Origin of the sequence: Methylobacterium crusticola (assembly GCF_003574465.1) — a bacterium.
Taxonomy (GTDB): Bacteria; Pseudomonadota; Alphaproteobacteria; order Rhizobiales; family Beijerinckiaceae; genus Methylobacterium; species Methylobacterium crusticola.
In genome coordinates, this window is record NZ_QOWC01000177.1 from 1 (window position 1) to 18,036 (window position 18,036).

General features: G+C 75.0%; 16 protein-coding genes and 1 pseudogene. 9 read left to right on the forward strand and 8 right to left on the reverse strand.

Features of this window, described 5'->3' with window-relative positions:
* A partial coding sequence (pseG, locus tag DT057_RS28550) for a UDP-2,4-diacetamido-2,4,6-trideoxy-beta-L-altropyranose hydrolase (protein WP_162501539.1) occupies positions 1 to 786 on the reverse strand: 786 nt, incomplete at its 3' end.
* Positions 787 to 860: 74 nt separating this feature from the next.
* Between pseG and DT057_RS28555 the strand changes: the two genes are divergently transcribed.
* Positions 861 to 1,070 carry a hypothetical protein gene (locus DT057_RS28555; protein WP_128565466.1) on the forward strand — a complete coding sequence of 70 codons (210 nt, stop codon included), beginning with the start codon at positions 861 to 863 and terminating at the stop codon, positions 1,068 to 1,070.
* A 42-nt stretch (positions 1,071 to 1,112) separates the two neighbouring features.
* Here the strand turns inward: DT057_RS28555 and DT057_RS28560 are convergent, their stop codons facing one another.
* Positions 1,113 to 1,892: an MOSC domain-containing protein gene (locus DT057_RS28560; RefSeq protein WP_128565467.1), complete on the reverse strand. Its 780-nt coding sequence runs from the start codon at positions 1,890 to 1,892 to the stop codon at positions 1,113 to 1,115.
* A gap of 265 nt (positions 1,893 to 2,157) precedes the next feature.
* Here DT057_RS28560 and clpB point away from each other — a divergent pair, with 265 nt between their 5' ends.
* Positions 2,158 to 4,794 (forward strand): ATP-dependent chaperone ClpB, encoded by a 2,637-nt coding sequence (gene clpB / locus DT057_RS28565; protein WP_128565468.1) that lies wholly within the window; start codon positions 2,158 to 2,160, stop codon positions 4,792 to 4,794.
* A 94-nt stretch (positions 4,795 to 4,888) separates the two neighbouring features.
* Here clpB and DT057_RS28570 read toward each other — a convergent pair whose 3' ends face one another.
* The 5 genes from DT057_RS28570 to ftsY form a co-directional block, all read right to left on the reverse strand.
* Positions 4,889 to 5,593, reverse strand: a complete 705-nt coding sequence (locus DT057_RS28570) for a haloacid dehalogenase type II (RefSeq protein ID WP_128565469.1) — start codon at positions 5,591 to 5,593, stop codon at positions 4,889 to 4,891.
* 130 nt (positions 5,594 to 5,723) lie between these two features.
* Positions 5,724 to 6,764 (reverse strand): tryptophan--tRNA ligase, encoded by a 1,041-nt coding sequence (gene trpS, locus DT057_RS28575; RefSeq protein WP_128565470.1) that lies wholly within the window; start codon positions 6,762 to 6,764, stop codon positions 5,724 to 5,726.
* A gap of 109 nt (positions 6,765 to 6,873) precedes the next feature.
* On the reverse strand, positions 6,874 to 7,653 hold the full coding sequence (locus DT057_RS28580) for an endonuclease III domain-containing protein (RefSeq protein WP_128565471.1): 780 nt from the start codon (positions 7,651 to 7,653) through the stop codon (positions 6,874 to 6,876).
* A gap of 139 nt (positions 7,654 to 7,792) precedes the next feature.
* Entirely contained in the window at positions 7,793 to 8,401 is a 609-nt protein-coding gene (locus DT057_RS28585; protein WP_128565472.1) for a septation protein A, read from the reverse strand.
* A 244-nt stretch (positions 8,402 to 8,645) separates the two neighbouring features.
* Complete coding sequence (gene ftsY / locus DT057_RS28590; protein WP_128565473.1) at positions 8,646 to 9,980, reverse strand: signal recognition particle-docking protein FtsY; 1,335 nt, start codon at positions 9,978 to 9,980, stop codon at positions 8,646 to 8,648.
* A 170-nt stretch (positions 9,981 to 10,150) separates the two neighbouring features.
* On the opposite strand from ftsY, the gene DT057_RS28595 reads away from it, so the two are divergent.
* The 7 genes and pseudogenes from DT057_RS28595 (at position 10,151) to DT057_RS28625 (ending at position 17,145) form a co-directional block, all read left to right on the forward strand.
* Positions 10,151 to 10,849, forward strand: coding sequence for an RluA family pseudouridine synthase (locus DT057_RS28595; RefSeq protein ID WP_128565474.1), 699 nt, complete (start codon positions 10,151 to 10,153; stop codon positions 10,847 to 10,849).
* A 323-nt stretch (positions 10,850 to 11,172) separates the two neighbouring features.
* Positions 11,173 to 12,426: an FAD binding domain-containing protein gene (locus DT057_RS28600; protein ID WP_128565475.1), complete on the forward strand. Its 1,254-nt coding sequence runs from the start codon at positions 11,173 to 11,175 to the stop codon at positions 12,424 to 12,426.
* Positions 12,427 to 12,462: 36 nt separating this feature from the next.
* On the forward strand, positions 12,463 to 12,774 hold the full coding sequence (locus DT057_RS28605; RefSeq protein ID WP_238313865.1) for a DUF485 domain-containing protein: 312 nt from the start codon (positions 12,463 to 12,465) through the stop codon (positions 12,772 to 12,774).
* Positions 12,771 to 14,442: pseudogene (actP, locus tag DT057_RS28610) on the forward strand (cation/acetate symporter ActP). The gene DT057_RS28605 and the pseudogene actP overlap by 4 nt, the downstream one beginning before the upstream one ends.
* Before the next feature lie 42 nt (positions 14,443 to 14,484).
* Positions 14,485 to 14,898: a cupin domain-containing protein gene (locus DT057_RS28615; protein WP_128565476.1), complete on the forward strand. Its 414-nt coding sequence runs from the start codon at positions 14,485 to 14,487 to the stop codon at positions 14,896 to 14,898.
* 178 nt (positions 14,899 to 15,076) lie between these two features.
* Positions 15,077 to 16,279, forward strand: coding sequence for an MFS transporter (locus DT057_RS28620; protein ID WP_128565477.1), 1,203 nt, complete (start codon positions 15,077 to 15,079; stop codon positions 16,277 to 16,279).
* Positions 16,280 to 16,446: 167 nt separating this feature from the next.
* On the forward strand, positions 16,447 to 17,145 hold the full coding sequence (locus tag DT057_RS28625; protein ID WP_128565478.1) for a TetR/AcrR family transcriptional regulator: 699 nt from the start codon (positions 16,447 to 16,449) through the stop codon (positions 17,143 to 17,145).
* 55 nt (positions 17,146 to 17,200) lie between these two features.
* Here DT057_RS28625 and DT057_RS28630 read toward each other — a convergent pair whose 3' ends face one another.
* On the reverse strand, positions 17,201 to 17,560 hold the full coding sequence (locus DT057_RS28630; RefSeq protein WP_128565479.1) for a hypothetical protein: 360 nt from the start codon (positions 17,558 to 17,560) through the stop codon (positions 17,201 to 17,203).
* Positions 17,561 to 18,036 lie beyond the last annotated feature (476 nt).

Below are 18,036 nucleotides of genomic sequence, written 5' to 3' on the forward strand. Positions count from 1 at the left end.
GCCGGCCTGGTTGGGAGCGATCGGCACCGCGATCGAGGGGAGCGCCAGGGCGCAGCGCTCCCAGGCCGAGCCGCCCGCGGCCCCGATGGCGAGGTCGGCGGCGGCGAGGATCGCCGGGTAGTCGGGCGGGTCGACGTGGAGCCGCACGCCGGGGCGCCCGGCCGCGAGTGCCGCCGCCGCCCCGGCCCCCGCCGGGCCGGTGACGAGGTCGACGGCCGCCGCCGGCGCCGCCCGGGCGAGGGCCGCGAGCGTCGCGGCGACGTGGGGCGTGGCGTCCGAGAGCCCGAACGCCACCGCGATGCGGGCGAGGCCCCGCGGGCGCCGCGGCGAAGCGGGCCGGAGCGCCGCGAAGTCCGGGCGCAGCAGGGCGTGGCGCGGCCCGAACAGGCCGACCGCCCCCCCGGGGATCAGGCCCGCGTAGGCGGAGGGGTCGCGCCCGGCCCCGGCATCGAGGAGGAGGTCGCAGCCGTGCATCCGGTCGGCGAGGTCGTCGATCGCCACGAGGAGCGCCGCGCCGGCCGCCCGCCGCAGGGCGTCCTCCTCGGCCAGCGCCAGGCCGTAATGGTCCACCACCACGACGTCCGCCGGGACCGGCTCGGCCACGACGGGAAGGCCGCTCGCCGCGAGCGCCGGCACGGCCCGGACCGCCTGCGGGCCGGCGCAGACCGTCACGGCATGGCCGCGCCCGCGCAGGGCCGCCGCGAGGGCGAGGCAGCGCATGACGTGGCCGCCGCCGACCCGCGCATCGGCCTCCGCCCGGACGAGGACGTGGCGCCGCTCGCTCACCGCTGGACGATCCCCTTTACCCCCGGTTAACCACGATCCCGACATTCTGGCGCGGCCGCCAGGGACACCGACCGATGCCGCAAGCCGAGACGCTCCTGCCGCGTCCCGCCCTCACCAGCCCGACGCTCCTCGCCGCGACGGTCGATTCCCTCGGCCGCCGGGCCGCCAGCCGCCAGGACCTCTGGCGGCTCCTCACCGAGACCTACACGGTCGACCTCGACGCCGTGGCGGCCGTGCTGCCCCGCGAGGAGCCCGAGCCGGTCTGGCTGCCGGCGCGCCGCTGAGGCGCCGCGCGGCTCCGGGGCGGCGGGCCGCGCCGGCGCTCCTCACGCGGGCATCACCCGCAGGACCTCGCCCGGCCGCAGCGTCCCCCCGTCCGACACCTCGGCGTAGACGCCGCAATCGGGGTGGCCGAGGTGGCGCTGGAGGGCCGCCGGGATCGCGAGGTCGCGGGCGCCCGTCGCCGGGTCGACGTTGGTGGCCGCGCAGCGCTGCGTGCGCTGGGTGACCGTGAGGCGCACGCCCGCCTCCGAGACGAGCGTTGACCCGACCAGGTCGAGCTCGGCGAAGGGCGCGAGGCCGTCGACGTGGAGGTTGGCGCGAAACCGCAGCGGGTCGACGGGCGCGCCCACCATGTCGGCGACCGCCGCCACGCTCGCCAGGTTGATGAGCGAGACGAACCCGCGCCGTGAATCGGTGAAGCGGTGGCCCTCGGGCGCGGCCAGCACCTTCGGGGGGCCGCGCAATTCCCCGGGCATGAAGCGGCGCAGGAACGCCTCGACGGCGAGCCGTCCCTCCGGCTGGCACAGGTCGCCCCGCACCACCTCCCGCCCGCCCTCCCGGATGGTGAGGATGCCGGCGTCGTAGCGCGTGCGCAGGCGGGCCAGGGCCTCGTTGCGCATCAGCATCAGGTACTTGACCTTCGGCTGATGCACCGGCGCGAGGGGGTCGAAGCCGCTCGGCCCGTTCTCGACCGCGTAGAGGCGGTCGCCCGGCACGTAGGCGCCGGGGGTCAGCGCGACCGCGGCGAGCGGCTCGGGCGAGAGGCCCTTCACGGGGTAGCGGTGCAGGGCGTCGATGCGCAGGCGCGCGGTGTCGGTGGCCATGCCGATGGCTAGCCCCCCGAGCGCCCGGCCGCAAGCCGCCGGCGTCCCCCGCGAGGCGGGCATCCCCGGAATGCAGACCTCGCGGGCGCCGCCCCGCCGGCCGACCCCTTGTGTCACCGATATGTCACACCACATGGGGGAGGCCGGCAGCCCCGCGACGGGGGGCCGGCGCCCGGTGCGCGGCCGACGCGCGGGGGCACCCATCAGGATCCGCCCGGTGCCTCGCGGGAGGGGCGGGCGGGACCGGACGAGGAGGAACGAACGCATGAACTTCGAGAAGTACACCGAGCGGGCGCGGGGCTTCGTGCAGGCGGCGCAGTCGCTCGCCCTGCGGGAGGGCCATCCGCAGCTGACGCCGGGCCACGTCCTGAAAGTGCTGCTCGACGACCCCGAGGGGCTCTGCGCCGGCCTGATCGACCGGGCCGGGGGCCAGTCGCGGGTCGCGCTGGCGCAGACGGAGGCCTGGCTCGGCCGGCAGCCGAAGGTGTCGGGCGGCGCCTCGCAGCCGCAGGCGACGCGCGAGCTGATGCGCCTGTTCGACACGGCCGAGAAGGCGGCCGAGAAGGCCGGCGATTCCTACGTCACGGTGGAGCGCCTGCTGCTCGCGCTCGCCGTCGAGAAGGACGCGGAGGCCGGCCGGATCCTGGCGGCGGCCGGCGTCACGGCGGCCTCCCTCAACGGGGCCATCACGGCGCTGCGCAAGGGCCGCACCGCCGACAACGCCACGGCCGAGAACGCCTACGACGCGCTCAGGAAGTACGCCCGCGACCTCACCGAGGCGGCGCGCGAGGGCAAGCTCGACCCGGTCATCGGCCGCGACGAGGAGATCCGCCGCACCATCCAGGTCCTGTCGCGGCGCACCAAGAACAACCCCGTCCTGATCGGCGAGCCCGGCGTCGGCAAGACCGCCATCGTGGAGGGGCTGGCGCTGCGCATCATCAACGGCGACGTGCCGGAATCCCTGCGCGACAAGCGCCTGCTCGCCCTCGACCTCGGCTCGCTCATCGCGGGCGCGAAGTACCGCGGCGAGTTCGAGGAGCGGCTCAAGGGCGTGCTCGCCGAGGTGACGGCGGCGGACGGCCAGATCGTGCTGTTCATCGACGAGATGCACACGCTCGTCGGGGCCGGCAAGGCCGACGGCGCCATGGACGCCTCGAACCTCCTCAAGCCCGCGCTCGCCCGCGGCGAGCTGCACTGCGTCGGCGCCACCACGCTCGACGAGTACCGCAAGCACGTCGAGAAGGACGCGGCGCTGGCGCGGCGCTTCCAGCCAGTCTTCGTCTCGGAGCCGACCGTGGAGGACACGGTCTCGATCCTGCGCGGCATCAAGGAGAAGTACGAGCAGCACCACGGCGTGCGCATCCAGGACGCGGCCCTCGTCGCCGCCGCGACCCTGTCGAACCGCTACATCACCGACCGCTTCCTGCCCGACAAGGCGATCGACCTCGTCGACGAGGCGGCCTCGCGCCTGCGCATGCAGGTCGACTCGAAGCCCGAGGAGCTCGACACCATCGACCGCGAGATCGTGCGGCTGAAGATCGAGGGCGAGGCGCTCAAGAAGGAGGCCGATTCCGCCTCCCGCGACCGCCTGCTGCGCCTGGAGCGCGAGCTCGCCGACCTCGAGGAGCAGTCGGCCAGCATCACGGCGCGCTGGAAGGCCGAGAAGGACAAGCTCGGCCGCGCCGCGGAGCTGAAGAAGAAGCTCGACGAGGCCCGTACCGACCTCGCCGCGGCGCAGCGCCAGGGCCAGTACCAGCGGGCGGGGGAACTCGCCTACGGCATCGTCCCGGGCCTGGAGCGCGAGCTCGCCGAGATCGAGGCGCGGGGCCAGGACGGCACCCGGGGCAACGGCGGCGGCCTGATGGAGGAGGCGGTGACGCCGAGCCACGTCGCGGGCGTGGTCTCGCGCTGGACCGGCGTGCCGGTGGACAAGATGCTGGAGGGCGAGCGCGAGAAGCTGCTCGGCATGGAGGAGGCGCTCGCCCGCCGGGTCGTCGGCCAGCGCGAGGCGGTGGAGGCGGTCGCGACCGCCGTGCGCCGCGCCCGCGCCGGGCTCCAGGACCCGAACCGCCCGATCGGCTCGTTCATGTTCCTCGGCCCCACCGGCGTCGGCAAGACGGAGCTGACGAAGGCGCTCGCCGGGTTCCTGTTCGACGACGACACCGCCCTCGTGCGCATCGACATGTCGGAGTACATGGAGAAGCACGCGGTCGCCCGGCTCATCGGCGCGCCCCCCGGCTACGTCGGCTACGAGGAGGGCGGATCGCTGACGGAGGCGGTGCGGCGCCGGCCCTACCAGGTCGTGCTGTTCGACGAGGTCGAGAAGGCGCACCCGGACGTGTTCAACGTCCTCTTGCAGGTCCTCGACGACGGGCGGCTCACGGACGGGCAGGGGCGGACGGTCGACTTCCGCAACACGCTGATCATCATGACGTCGAACCTCGGGTCGGAGTACCTGGTGAGCCAGCCCGAGGGCCAGGACACCGACGCGGTCCGCGGGGAGGTGATGGGCGTGGTGCGGTCGCACTTCCGGCCGGAATTCCTGAACCGGGTCGACGAGATCATCCTGTTCCACCGGCTCCAGCGCCAGGAGATGGGGGCGATCGTCGACATCCAGCTCGGCCGCCTCGCACGGCTGCTGGAGGAGCGCAAGATCACCCTCGACGTCGAGGCGGACGCCCGCGCCTGGCTCGCCGGCAAGGGCTACGACCCGGCCTACGGGGCGCGTCCCCTGAAGCGCGTGATCCAGAAGGCGGTGCAGGACCCGCTGGCCGAGCAGATCCTGGCCGGCAGCATCCACGACGGCGAGACCGTGCCGGTGCGCCTCGGCTCGGCCGGCCTGATCATCGGGGACGTCGCGGTCTCGACGGAGCGCCGCCCGGCGAACGCCACCCTGAACTGAGCCCGCGCGAGGCCGCGCGCGATCGATCGAGGGCCCGCTCTCCCCCGAGGGCGGGCCCTTGCGCGCGTCCGGCGGGCCCGCGCGCGCCGCCGCCTCAGCAGCCGAGCTGCCGGGCGAGGTCGGCGAGGTCCCGGGCGGCGAGGTCCACCGGCACCAGCGGGGCGGTCTCGCCGGTGCCGGGGCCGCTCTCGTCCGGGCGGGCGACGTGGGCGGTGGCGAGGCCGCAGGCCGCCGCCGCCGCGAGGTCGGAGGAGTGGGCCGCCACCATCATGACGGCGTCGGGGGCGAGCCGCAGCGCCTCGACGGCGCGGAGGTACACGGCGGATTTCGGCTTGTAGTCCTGGGCGAACTCGGCCCCGAGCACCGCGTCCCAGGGCAGCGCGTTGCGGCGGGCATGCGCGATGGCGAGGCGCACGTGGGCGTTGGAGCAGGGCGCCAGCAGGTAGCGCTCCTTCAGGCGCGCGAGGGCCGCCGGCACCTCCGGCCAGGCGTCGAGCCGGTGCCAGGCCAGGACCAATTCGTGCTTGATCTCGTCCGGCACCGCCTCGCCGAGGCGCAAGGTCGCGAGCACGCCGTCGAGGCTCTCGGCGTGCAGCGTGTCGAGATCCGCGTAGGCGCGCGCGCCCTGCCGGATCGGCTCCATGCCGGGCTGGTAGCGGTCGCGCCAGGCCCGCGCGAAGGCGTGGCCGTCGACGTCGGGCCGCAGCGCCGAGAGCAGGCGGCTCGCCTCGCGGGCGACGCCGCCGTGCCAGTCGAGCAGGGTGCCGAAGACGTCGAAGATCAGGGCTTGGACCGGCATGGCGGGCTCCTCCGGCGGTCGGGCTCCCGAGCGTTATGCGCGCGGGCCGCGCCGCTTCAAGGCCGCGGCGGCCGATTGCCGGCCTGTCGGCAGCCCCGCGCCGGGAGCCCCGCCGGCCCGCTCCGGCGCCTCAGCGCCGCCGCACGAAGCCCACGATGTCCTTCACGGCGGCGAGGTTCGGCGCGGCGATGGCCTCGGCCCGGGCGGCGCCGTCGGCGAGCACGCGGTCGATGTGGCCGGGATCGCCGACGAGGCGCTTCATCTCGGCGCCGATCGGCCCGAGCTTCGCCACCGCGAGGTCGACCAGCGCGCCCTTGAAGGCCGAGAACTGGGCGCCGCCGTAGTCGCGCAGCACCTCCTCGCGCGTCGCGTCGTTGAGCGCCGCGAAGATGCCCACGAGGTTGTCGGCCTCGGGCCGCCGGTCGAGGCCCGCGGCCTCGGCGGGGAGGGGCTCGGCGTCGGTCTTGGCCTTGCGCACCTTCTGGGCGATGGCGTCGGCGTCGTCCGTGAGGTTGATGCGCGAGTAGTCGGACGGGTCCGACTTCGACATCTTCCGGGTGCCGTCGCGCAGGGACATGACCCGGGCGGCGGGGCCGCCGATCAGGGGCTCCGTGAGGGGGAAGAAGGCCTCGCCGTGGCCCTGCTCGGCGATCGCGCCCGCGAAGTCGTTGTTGAACTTCTGGGCGATGTCGCGGGTCAGTTCGAGGTGCTGCTTCTGGTCCTCGCCGACCGGCACGTGGGTCGCCCGGTAGGCCAGGATGTCGGCCGCCATCAGGACGGGATAGTCGTAGAGCCCGACGCTGGCGTTCTCGCGGTCCTTGCCGGCCTTCTCCTTGAACTGCGTCATGCGGTTGAGCCAGCCGAGGCGGGCCACGCAGTTGAAGATCCAGGCCAGCTCGGCGTGCTGGGGCACCTGGGACTGGTTGAACACGATGGAGCGCGCCGGGTCGATGCCCGCCGCCAGGAAGGCCGCCGTGACCTCGCGGATCTGGCTCGTGAGCTCCGCCGGCTCCTGCCAGAGCGTGATCGCGTGCAGGTCGACCACGCAGTAGATGCACTCGGACCGCGCCTGCATGGCGACGAAGCGCTTGATGGCGCCGAGGTAGTTGCCGAGGTGCAGGTTTCCGGTCGGCTGGACGCCGGAAAAGACCAGTTCCTTGAACGCGGGCATGGTGTGTCGTCGTCCCCTGCGGCCGAGGGTCGGGCAGTCCCGCGGGCGCGGCGTTCTGAACCGATCCGCGGCGGCCGGTCAAGGCGGGGCGGGGCCGCGCCGGCCGCCGTCAGGCCGGGAGCGCCTCCGGCTCCCGCCTCGCCGGCGCCGCGCCGCGGGCCTGGCCCGTGGGGCAGAGGTCGAGGATCGCGCAGCGGCCGCAGGCCGGGGCGCGATGGTGGCAGCAGCGCTGCCCGTGCAGCATCAAGACCTCGTGATTGTCGTACAGGCTCTGGGCGTCCCAGTCGGCGGGGAGCTGCGCCCGCAGGACCGCGTGGGCGGGTCCGACGTCGACCTTCGGGCCGATCAGCCCGGTGCGCTGGGCGACGCGGTGGTGGTGGCTGTCGACCGGGAGCGCCGGCATGCGCAGGCGGCTGAACGACAGGACCGCCGCGCTGGTCTTCGGCCCGATCCCCGGGATCGCCTCGAGCCAGGCCCGGGCCGCCGAGACGTCGAGCCCGGCCAGCATGTCGAGGTCGAGGACGCCGCGGCGCTCCCGCACCGCCCGCAGCACGGCCTGGATGCGCGGCGCCTTCAGCTCGGGCCAGGTCACGCCCGCGATCAGGGCCTCGACCTCCGGCGTCGGCGCGTCGATGAGCGCCGACCAGTCGGGGAAGCGGGCCCGCAGGGCCTTGAAGGCGCGGCCGGACTCGGCGTTGCGGGTCCGGTGCGAGAGCAGCGAGGAGACGAGCTCGCTCACCGGGTCGAGGTCGTGGAAGTACGGGATCGGGCAGCCGTAGACCCCGCACAGGCGGCGGTGGATCGCGAGCGCCTTGGCGGCGAGGCCGCCGGGAATCCCCGAGGAGGGAGCCGGCGCGGGGGAGGGGGCCGTGGCGGACGAGGGCGTCATGAAGGCTTAGAATCGCCCGCGGCCACCGCGGGTTCCCGCCGCCCCCTGCGGCGTCGCGCCCGCGCCGCGCGGGCCGCGCGGGTTCACCCCCGCGCCGCGCGGGTTGACCCCCCTCGCCGCGCGGGCTTGCCCGCGGGGGTCAGGCCTGCCCGGACTTGCGCTCGTGGCGCAGGAGCAGCGGCGTCTGCGCCAGGGCGAACGCGACCGTCAGCGGCATGATGCCGAAGACCTTGAAGCTGACCCAGAAATCCGTGGTCTGGGTGCGCCACACCACCTCGTTGATGGCCGCGAGCACGAAGAAGAAGACGCCCCACCGGAACGTGAGCTTGCGCCAGCCCTCCGGCGTCAGGTCGAAGACGCTGTCGAGCACCAGCGCCAGCAGCGGCCGGCCGAAGGCGAGGCCGCCGAGCAGCACCGCCCCGAACAGGCTGTTCACGATCGTGGGCTTGAGCTTGATGAACACCTCGTCCTGGAGCGCCAGGGTCAGGCCGCCGAACACCACCACGACGATCCCGGAGACGAGCGGCATGATCGGCAGCCGCCGCACCCAGGCGTAGTGCACCGCGAGCGCCAGCAGGGTCGCGGCGATGAACAGGCCCGTCGCCACGAACAGGCGCTGGTCGGCCGCGAACCCGAACCGGTCCGCGTAGGCGTTGCCGAGGAAGAACACCCCGAGGGGGCCGAGCTCGAGGGCGAGCTTGGCGAGCGGCGGCAGGTGGGTCTTGGGCGGGACGGCTTCGATCTTCATGGGAGCACGATGGGTCTTGGAGGGAGCGATGCGGGCACGACGCGGGGACGCGCGGCACGCCGCCCGCGGCGGGTCCCGTCGCGGACGGCGCGGTTCCCCGCGCGTTCGGGGGCAGCCGGCTCGTGTCCGGCCGGGGTCGCGGGCCGTCTCCGGCCGTCGTTGCTCCATCCATCCCCGGAGGACCGGCGGATGTCCATCGCAATCGACGGGTGGCGGGAGGGGACGCCCGGCGGCCGGCCCGCCTTCAGCCCTTCTCCAGGCCGGCGATCGCCCGGGCGAAGTCGCGGGCCGCGAAGGGCTCGAGGTCGTCCACCCCCTCGCCGACCCCGATGAAGTGCACCGGCAGCCCGAACCTGGCGGCGAGCGCCACCAGGATGCCGCCCCGGGCGGTGCCGTCGAGCTTCGTCATCACGAGGCCGGTGACGCCGGCCGACTGCCGGAACAGCTCGACCTGGCTCAGCGCGTTCTGGCCGACCGTGGCGTCGAGGACGAGGAGGACGGCGTGGGGCGCCGTCGGCTCGAGCTTCGTGATCACCCGGACGACCTTCTCCAACTCCGCCATCAGCCCGGCCTTGTTCTGGAGCCGGCCGGCCGTGTCGATCATCAGGATGTCGGTGCCGGCCTCCCGGGCGGCCTCGAGGGCGTCGTAGGCGAGGCCGGCGGCGTCCGCCCCCTGCGGGCGCGCCACCACGGGCGCGCCGGTGCGCTCGCCCCAGACCTTGAGCTGCTCGATGGCGGCGGCCCGGAAGGTGTCGCCGGCGGCCAGCATCACGGTCCGGCCCTGGGCCCTGAACTTCTGGGCGAGCTTGCCGATCGTGGTGGTCTTGCCGGCGCCGTTGACGCCGATCATCAGGATCACGAAGGGCTTGTGGCCGGCGTCGATGGTCAGGGGCAGGGCCACCGGGTCGAGGGCCCGCTCGACCTCGGACGCCAGGATCGCCCGCACCTCGTCGGGGGCGATGCCCTTCTCGTAGCGGCCCTTGCCTACGGCCTCGGCGATCCGGGTCGCGGTCTCGACCCCGAAATCGGCCTGGATCAGGGCGTCCTCCAGCTCCTCCAGGGTGTCGGCATCGAGCTTGCGCTTGGTGAAGAGCCCGGTGACGCGGTCCGACAGGGCCGAGGAGGTGCGCTTGAGGCCACCGGTCAGGCGGCCCCACCAGCCGCGCTTCTCGACCGCCTCGCCGCCCTGGACCGCCTCGGCAGCCAGGACCGCCTCGGCGCTCAAGACCGCCGCGGCATCGATGGGCTGGATCGCCGGCGCCTCGGGGGCCGGCGCCTCGGCGTCCTCCACGGGCTCCAGGTCGGCGCCGGCCAGCTCGTCCGGGAGGTCGTGGGCGGCCTCCGTCCCGGGCGAGGCCTCGGTCACGGTCGGGGGCGCGGGCAGGACGTCGTCGGCGGCGGCCGCGAAATCCGGCACGCCCTCCGAGAGCGTCCCGGTGGGCTCGGTCGGCATCGCGCCGGCCGGGTCCGGGCTGACCGCGGGCGCCCCGGCCGGAGCGTCGGCGGGCGCCTCGTCCGGGGTCTCGGCCTTGCGGCCGAACAGGCGGCCGAACCAGCCCGGCTTGTTGGTGTCGCTCATCCGCACTTGCTCCAGACCGCTCGAAGGATTTAGGGCGGCCTAGCCCGGATCCCACGCGCCGTCACGGCGCCCCTTGCTACCGCGGTGACCGGGACCGCGGCGGCGCTCCTTGCCACCGCGGTGACCGGGACCGCGGCGGCGCCCCTTGGCGACTCGGCCGCAGGCCCACCATGATCGTCGACAACATCGAGGCGCGGCTCCTCTACCGCGACGCCCTGGTGCTCGTCATCGACAAGCCGGCGGGCCTGCCGGTGCATCCGGGCCCGGGGGGCGGCGAGACCCTGGTGCAGCACCTCGACGCCCTGCGCTTCGGCCTGCCGCGCCGGCCCGAGGCCGCCCACCGCCTCGACCGCGACACCTCCGGCTGCCTGGCGCTCGGCCGCCACGCCAGGGCGCTGGCGCGCCTCGGGGCGCTGTTCGCGGGCGGGCGGGCGGACAAGACCTACTGGGCCCTCGTCGAGGGCGGGCCGCGCGAGGAGGAGGGCGAGGTCGCGCTCGCCCTGGCGCGCCGCTCCGACGACCCGCGGAGCTGGTGGATGCGGACCGATCCCGCCGGAGACCCCGCGCTGACCCGCTGGCGCCGCCTGGGCCGGGATCCCCTCACCGGCGCCGCCTGGCTCGCCCTGACGCCGGTGACCGGCCGCACGCACCAGCTGCGGGTCCACTGCGCCGCCATGGGCTGGCCGATCCTCGGCGATGCGATCTACGGCACCGCGCCCCGGCACGGCGGGCCGGGCCTCCAGCTCCACGCCCGGGCCCTCGCGCTGCCGCTCTACCCGCGGCGGCCGCCCGTCGCCGTGGAGGCGCCGGCCCCGGGCCACATGCTGGCGGGCCTCCGCGCCTGCGGTCTCGCGGACCGCCCGGCGTGATGGGAGTTGGGTACAACCCGTCATCGCTCCCGCCCCCGGCGCCTCCCGGCACCCCGACCCGACCGCGCCCATCATCCATGCGCCAAGCGCGCGCCGCCCGCGCGCGGGCTCGTCGCCCGCCCGCAATGATCGGGCGGCCACCGGCGGGCCGCGCCGCGGCCCGCCCGCGGGACTCCGCAACCGGATTCGCGCCAGCTAATGTTCAGATGATAAATAGCGCTTGACGGTGCCGGCCCGCCGGGTGATGATTGATCAATCGATAAACGGTGGCCCGCGCTCCGGCGGCGGCCACCGGCCCCCGTGGGGACGCTGGAGGAGACGTCATGGGACAGCGCGCAGCATTCCCGCCGGCGAGGCCGCCGCGGGCCCTCGTGGTCGGCGGCTCCATGGCGGGGCTGTTCACCGCCCTGCTGCTGGCGCGCGCCGGCTGGCGGGTCGACGTGTTCGAGCGCGTCGGCACGGAGCTGTCCGGCCGCGGCGCCGGCATCGTCACGCACGCCGAGCTGTTCGCGGTGCTCCAGCGGGCCGGCATCGGCCGGGGCGAGGCGGAGGTCGGCGTGCGCGTCGAGGGCCGCCGGGTCTTCTCGCGGGAGGGCGGCCTCGTCGGCGAGCTGGCGCTGCCCCAGGTGCTGACCTCCTGGGGGCGCCTCTACGGCCTGCTCCGGCAGGCGCTGCCGGCCGAGAGCTACCACCACGGCCGGGGCCTCGCGCGGGTGGTGGACGAGGCCGGGTCGGTGACCGCGCACTTCGCCGACGGCGGGTCGGAGCGGGGGGACCTCCTCGTGGGCGCCGACGGCATCGCCTCGAGCGTGCGGGCGCAGTGCGCCCCGGCGGTCGCGCCGGCCTACGTCGGCTACGTCGCCTGGCGCGGCCTCGTCGACGAGGCCGACCTCTCGGACGCGACCCGGGCGGCGCTCTGCGACCACTTCGCGTTCTCGCTCCCGGACGGGGAGCAGATGCTCGGCTACCCGGTCGCCGGGGCCGACGAGGCCACGGCGCGCGGGCGGCGCCGGTTCAACTTCGTCTGGTACCGCCCGGCCGCGGCCGACGGCGCCCTCAGGTCGCTCCTGACCGGCACCGACGGCGTGACGCACGCCCTCTCGATCCCGCCCAACCGGATCCGGCCCGAGGTGGTCGCCGCCCTGCGGCGGGACGCGCGCCGCCTGCTCGCGCCGCCCTTCGCCGAGGTGGTCGAGCGGACGCCCCAGCCCTTCATCCAGGCGATCCAGGACCTCGAGGCGCCCCGGATGGTCCTCGGCCCGCGCACCGTCATCCTGGGGGACGCGGCCTTCGTGGCCCGGCCCCACGTCGGGATGGGGGTGACCAAGGCCGCCGGGGACGCCCAGGCCCTGGCGGACGCCCTCGCGGCGAATCCCGGCGACCTCGCGGCGGGCCTCTCCGCCTTCGAGGCGGCGCGCCTCGGCTTCGGGGCCGCGGTCGTCCGGCGGGCGCGGGAGCTCGGCGCCTACATGCAGGCGCAGATCCTCACGCCGGCCGAGCGCGCCATGGCCGAGCGCCACCGGCGCCCCGAGGCCGTCATGGCCGAGACCGCGGTCGCGGCCGGCATCGCCGCCTGAGCGGAACCCCCCACGCAACGGACCAGGGAGCACGCCGTGAGCCACCCCATGGGCATCGACAGGATCGAGGGCCATCCGGTCTTCCGGCGCCTCGCCTTCGAGCGACGCTGCCTCGGCCTCGCCCTCGCGGCGGCGATGTCGGCCGCCTATTTCGGCTACATCCTGACGGTCGCCTTCCGTCCGGCCCTCCTCGGCACGCCCGTCCGCGACGGGTCGGTGATCACCTGGGGCATCGTCGCGGGGGCCGGGCTCCTGAGCTTCGGCTTCGTGCTCACCGCCCTCTACGTCCTCGTCGCCAACACCCGGCTCGACGCCCTGAGCCGCCGCCTGCGGGAGGACCTGCGATGAGCGCGCTGCGCCCGCTCCTGGCGGCCGTCCCGGCGAGCCTGGTCGCCGGGGCCGCCGCCGCCGACGCCCTCGCGGGGCCGACGGCGCGCCAGCCCCTGAACCCGACCGCGATCGCGCTGTTCCTCGCATTCGTGGCCCTCACCCTCGTCATCACGGTCCGGGCCGCGCGGCGCGGCACCCGGACGGCGAGCGACTACTACGCGGCGGGCGGCGGCCTCGGCGGCGTCCAGAACGGCCTCGCGATCGCGGGCGACTACACCTCCGCCGCGACCTTCCTGGGCGTGACCGCGCTGATCTACACCTCGGGCTACGACGGCATGATCTACGCGATCGGCTTCCTGGTCGGCTTCCCGATGATCCTGTTCCTGATCGCCGAGCCGCTGCGCAACCTCGGCCGCTACACCTTCGCGGACGTGGCGGCCTACCGGCTGTCCGAGGTGCCGGTGCGCGTGGTCGCCGGCCTCAACACCCTGGTGATCGTCCTGTTCTACCTGATCGCCCAGATGGTCGGGGCCGGCAAGCTGATCGAGCTCCTGTTCGGGCTGCCCTACGGGACGGCCGTGGCGCTCGTGGGCGTCCTGATGATGCTCTACGTCGCCTTCGGGGGCATGCGGGCGACGACCTGGGTGCAGATCATCAAGGCCGTCCTGCTCCTGTCGGGCACCGCCCTGATGTCGGGCCTGATCCTCGCCCGCTTCGGCTTCAGCCTGGAGGCGCTGTTCGCCCGCGCCGTCGCGCTCCACCCCCGCAGCCACGCCATCATGGCGCCGGGCGGCCTCGTGAAGGACCCGGTCTCGGCCGTGTCCCTCGGCGTCGCGCTGATCTTCGGCACCGCCGGCCTGCCGCACATCCTGATGCGCTTCTTCACGGTGGCCGACGCGCGCCAGGCCCGGCTCTCGGTGCTGGTCGCGACCGGGTTCATCACGGTCTTCTACACCCTCCTGTTCGTCCTCGGCTTCGGCGCCATCGCGCTCGTCCTCGGCGATCCGGCCTTCCAGGACGCCGCCGGCCAGCTGACGGGCGGCGCCAACATGGTGGCGCTGCACCTCGCCGACCGCCTCGGCGGTCCGGTGCTCCTCGGCTTCATCTCGGCGGTGGCCTTCGCGACGATCCTGGCGGTCGTCTCGGGCCTCACGATCGCCGGGGCCTCGGCGGCGAGCCACGACCTCTACGCCCGGGTCCTCCGGCGCGGCCGGGCGAGCGAGCGAGCAGGAGGAGGTGCGGGTGTCGAAGGGCGCCGCCATCGCGATCAGCCTCGCCGCCATGGCGCTCGGTGTCCTGTTCGAGCACCAGAACATCGCCTTCATGGTCGGCCTCGTCTTCGCCATCGCGGCGAGCGCCAACTTCCCGGTGATCGTGCTCTCGGTCTCCTGGCGCGGCCTCACCACCCGGGGGGCGGTCGCCGGCTCGGTCGCCGGCCTCGTCTCGGCCCTGGCCCTGGTGGCGGCCAGCCCGAGCGTCTGGACCGCGACCCTCCGGCTCGGGCCGGCGCCGTTCCCGTACGACAACCCCGCCCTGGTCTCGGTGCCGCTCGCCTTCCTGATCTCCTGGGCGGTCTCGCGGCTCGACCGGAGCGCGGCGGCGCAGGCCGTCCGGGCCGCCTTCGCGGCGCAGAACGTCACCGCCCAGACCGGCTTCGACCGGCCCCGGGCGCCCGCCTTCCACTGAGCCGAGGCGACCACCTCCAGGAGCCGGAGAGGAGATTCCACCATGGCACAGCACGTCATCGCGCACTGGCCCGCGGCCCCGGCCGCCTGGCCCGAGGCCCTGCGGCGGGACTTCGCCGGCCGGGCCGGCATCGGGGCGGTGGGGAGCCGCCTCGTCTCGCAGACGGAGCGCGTCCGGGTCTGGCTCCTGACGCTCGAGCCCGGCGAGCGCATCGGCTTCCACACCCACGTGCTCGACTACTTCTGGACGGCGGTGACGGGCGGGCGGGCGCGCTCGCACTACGGCGACGGCCGCATCGCCGAGGTCACCTACGCGGCCGGGGACACGCAGCACCACCGCTTCGGCCCCGGCGACTTCATGACCCACGACCTCGAGAACATCGGCGAGACCCCGCTCACCTTCACGACGGTCGAGTTCCTGGACAGCGCCAACGCCCCGCTCCCGACCGGTGCCTGACGGGTGTCCCGCCCGCCGGCGACGGCGTCAGCGGCGCGTCACTGGATCGCCGGACGGCGGAGAATACCTTCGTGACCGAGACCCCGCGGGCCGCCCGGCGCGGCGCCGGGATCCGCCGGCCGGTCCCGGCCCGGCGACGCGACCGCCGGGCCGGGGCCGGTGCCGCAGGAGAACCGCGATGACGAGCGACACGACCCTCGACGCCCGCCCGGCCGCCGGCCATGAACAGGCGGCCGCCGGCCGGGGCCTGACCTTCCTGATGGCGGCCGCGGCGGGCGTCGCGGTCGCCAACATCTACTACAACCAGCCGATGCTCGGCGTGATCGAGCGCGACCTGCCCGGCCGCCTCACCGGCCTGATCCCGACCGCGACGCAGCTCGGCTACGCGGTCGGCCTCTTCCTCCTGGTCCCGCTCGGCGACCTCGTGGAGCGCCGGCGCCTGATCGTCGCGCAGTTCGGCCTGCTCGCCGTCGCCCTGGTGCTGGCCGCGGCGGCGCCGAGCGCCGGGCTGATCCTCCTCGCCTCGCTCCTCGTGGGGGTGTCCGCGACGGTCGCGCAGCAAATCGTGCCGCTCGCCGCGCACCTCTCCGCCCCGGAGCGGCGCGGCGCCACCGTCGGCACGGTGCTGGCCGGCATCCTCTCCGGCATCCTCCTCAGCCGCACCCTGGCGGGCTTCGTCGCCACCCACGCGGGCTGGCGCGCCATGTTCTGGCTCGGCGCCCCGATAGCCGTCGCGGCCGGCGGCCTGATGGCCGCGCGCCTGCCCCACAGCCGCCCGGACGCGGGGCTGCGCTACGGCGCGCTGATGCGCTCGGTCGGCCACCTCTGGGGGGCGCTGCCGGCGCTGCGCCGCGCGGCCGTGACGCAGGGCCTGATCTTCGCCGCCTTCACGGCCTTCTGGACGATCCTGGCCTTCCGCCTCGAGGCGCCGCCCTTCGGCCTCGGCGCCGACGTCGCGGGCCTGTTCGGCATCGTTGGGGCGGTCGGCATCCTGGCGGCTCCCCTCGCGGGACGCGTCGCCGACCGGCACGGCCCGCACCGGATCGTCGTGCTGGGCGCGGCCGCGACGCTCCTGTCCTGGCTCATCCTGGGCCTGTGGGCCTCCCTCGCCGGCCTGGTGGTGGGCGTCGTCGTCCTGGACTTCGCGATGCAGAGCGCCCTCGTCTCCAACCAGCACATCGTCTTCGCGCTGCGGCCCGAGGCCCGGGCGCGCCTGAACACGATCCTGATGGGGGCGATGTTCCTCGGCGGGACCGTGGGCTCCGCCACCGCCACCGCGGCCTGGGACCGGGGCGGATGGCTCGCCGTCGCGATCCTGGGCACCGCCTTCGGGGCCGCCGCGACCGCGCTGCAGCTCGCGCCCGGCGCCCGCGGCCGCTGACGGGCGCGATCCGGCTGCGGCGTCGCTGATCGGATGATCACCGAATGCCCGCCCGGGATCCCGCCCCGGACGCGCCCGGCCCGCGCCACCGCGGGGCAACGCGCCGCCGCGGGGCAACGCGCCCCGGGGCGCGTTGCCGGAGACGGAATGCGTGATAAATCGGGTTCGTGGATGCGACGACGAAGATAGTCACGATCCCGCGCAGGCGGGCGGGCCGGGAGGCGGCGCAGGCGCCGCCCGTCGACGCGGCGCTGCGCCGGCGCCTGAGCCCGGCCCAGCGGGAGGAGGAGATCGTCCGCGAGGCGGTCCGGTTCTTCGCCGAGTTCGGCTTCGAGGGCCAGACCCGGGAGCTCGCCAAGCGCCTCGGCATCACCCAGCCGCTGCTCTACCGCTACTTCCCGACCAAGGACGCCCTGGTCGAGCGCGTCTACCAGGAGGTCTTCCTGCGGCGCTGGAACCCGTTCTGGGAAGACACCGTCAGGGACGCCCGGCGCCCGCTCCGCGACCGCCTCGTCGCGTTCTACGGCGACTACGCCGACGTGATCCTGACCTACGAGTGGATCCGCCTGTTCATGTTCGCCGGCCTGAAGGGCCTCGACTTCAACACCCGCTACCTCGAGCTCCTGCGCGAGCGGATCTTCGCGCCCATCGTCGAGCAGCTGCGGCTCGAGCTCGGCCGCCCGCCGCTGCGGGAACGCCCCGTCAGCAGCCTGGAGATCGAGGCGATCTGGAGCCTGCACGCGAGCATCTTCTACCTCGGCGTGCGCAAGTTCATCTACAACATGCCGACCGGGAACGTCCTCGACATCGTCACCATGAAGGTGAACCTGTTCCTGGACGGCGCCCCGGCGGTCATCGGGCGGTAGGGTCCCGCGCGGCGCTGCGCGCGGGACGAGGCGCTTGCGCGGGATCGGGCCTGCGTCAGCGCGCCGGCTTCTGCGACGAGGACTTGCGCAGCGGCGGCTCGCCGCCGGTCGGATCGAACGGGACCGTCGGGCCGCCGCAGCCGACGCAGATGGACGAGCCCAGGCGGTTCATGCGCGCGTCGCGCTTCTTGTCGGCGGCCTCCCTCTTGGCCGCCTCCGCCTCGATCCGCGCGCGCCTGACCTTCGCCTGCTCGTCCGTCGGGGCGTTCGGATCGCCCGCGGCCTCCGGCGCGGCCGCCGCGGCGGGGCGGGTCGGCGGGGAGCGGGCCTCGGCGCAGGTCGCCGGAACCGCCAGGGCCCATGATGCGCAGAACAGCAGTTTCAGGATGGGCGCGGCGGACGGTCTGAATGTCACTGTGATGTCCTTTGAAAACCGACCTTACCACACTCTCGACGCGCCGCACCGTGCGCGGGCGCCGGCGCGGCGGGGCAGGCCCGCGGCCCGCCGCGCCGGGGCCCATGCCCGATCGCGGCCGGGCCGTGCGGCTCCCGCGCTGCCGGCCGGGGGCCCGCGCGCCCGGCCCCGCCGGCGCCGGTTTCTCGTTGCGCCGGGATCGAAACGGGCCGACACTGTCGCGGCCGTGCGGGTTCGACCACGGCTCCGGCCCAACGGGGGCGCATCATGAACCGGCTTCATCGTCCGCTTCATGTTCCGGCGAGCCTGCCAGGGATCGCCGCCACGATCTTGTCCGTGAGAATGGCGCTCGCAGGCGCCGGAGGGCTGGGTCTCGGCCTGATCGCCCTGGCGCTCCTCGTCCTGCTCGTCAGCCAGTAGCGCGCCGCCAGGGACCGCCGGCCGTGCGAGCCCGGCGGCATGGCCGCGACCCCGGC

Bases quoted from the DNA above. Each gene is read 5' to 3' on its own strand.
- DT057_RS28555 (WP_128565466.1), top strand. From the start codon at position 861: ATGCCGCAAGCCGAGACGCTCCTGCCGCGTCCCGCCCTCACCAGCCCG.
- DT057_RS28560 (WP_128565467.1), bottom strand. From the start codon at position 1,892: ATGGCCACCGACACCGCGCGCCTGCGCATCGACGCCCTGCACCGCTAC.
- clpB (WP_128565468.1), top strand. From the start codon at position 2,158: ATGAACTTCGAGAAGTACACCGAGCGGGCGCGGGGCTTCGTGCAGGCG.
- DT057_RS28570 (WP_128565469.1), bottom strand. From the start codon at position 5,593: ATGCCGGTCCAAGCCCTGATCTTCGACGTCTTCGGCACCCTGCTCGAC.
- trpS (WP_128565470.1), bottom strand. From the start codon at position 6,764: ATGCCCGCGTTCAAGGAACTGGTCTTTTCCGGCGTCCAGCCGACCGGA.
- DT057_RS28580 (WP_128565471.1), bottom strand. From the start codon at position 7,653: ATGACGCCCTCGTCCGCCACGGCCCCCTCCCCCGCGCCGGCTCCCTCC.
- DT057_RS28585 (WP_128565472.1), bottom strand. From the start codon at position 8,401: ATGAAGATCGAAGCCGTCCCGCCCAAGACCCACCTGCCGCCGCTCGCC.
- ftsY (WP_128565473.1), bottom strand. From the start codon at position 9,980: ATGAGCGACACCAACAAGCCGGGCTGGTTCGGCCGCCTGTTCGGCCGC.
- DT057_RS28595 (WP_128565474.1), top strand. From the start codon at position 10,151: ATGATCGTCGACAACATCGAGGCGCGGCTCCTCTACCGCGACGCCCTG.
- DT057_RS28600 (WP_128565475.1), top strand. From the start codon at position 11,173: ATGGGACAGCGCGCAGCATTCCCGCCGGCGAGGCCGCCGCGGGCCCTC.
- DT057_RS28615 (WP_128565476.1), top strand. From the start codon at position 14,485: ATGGCACAGCACGTCATCGCGCACTGGCCCGCGGCCCCGGCCGCCTGG.
- DT057_RS28620 (WP_128565477.1), top strand. From the start codon at position 15,077: ATGACGAGCGACACGACCCTCGACGCCCGCCCGGCCGCCGGCCATGAA.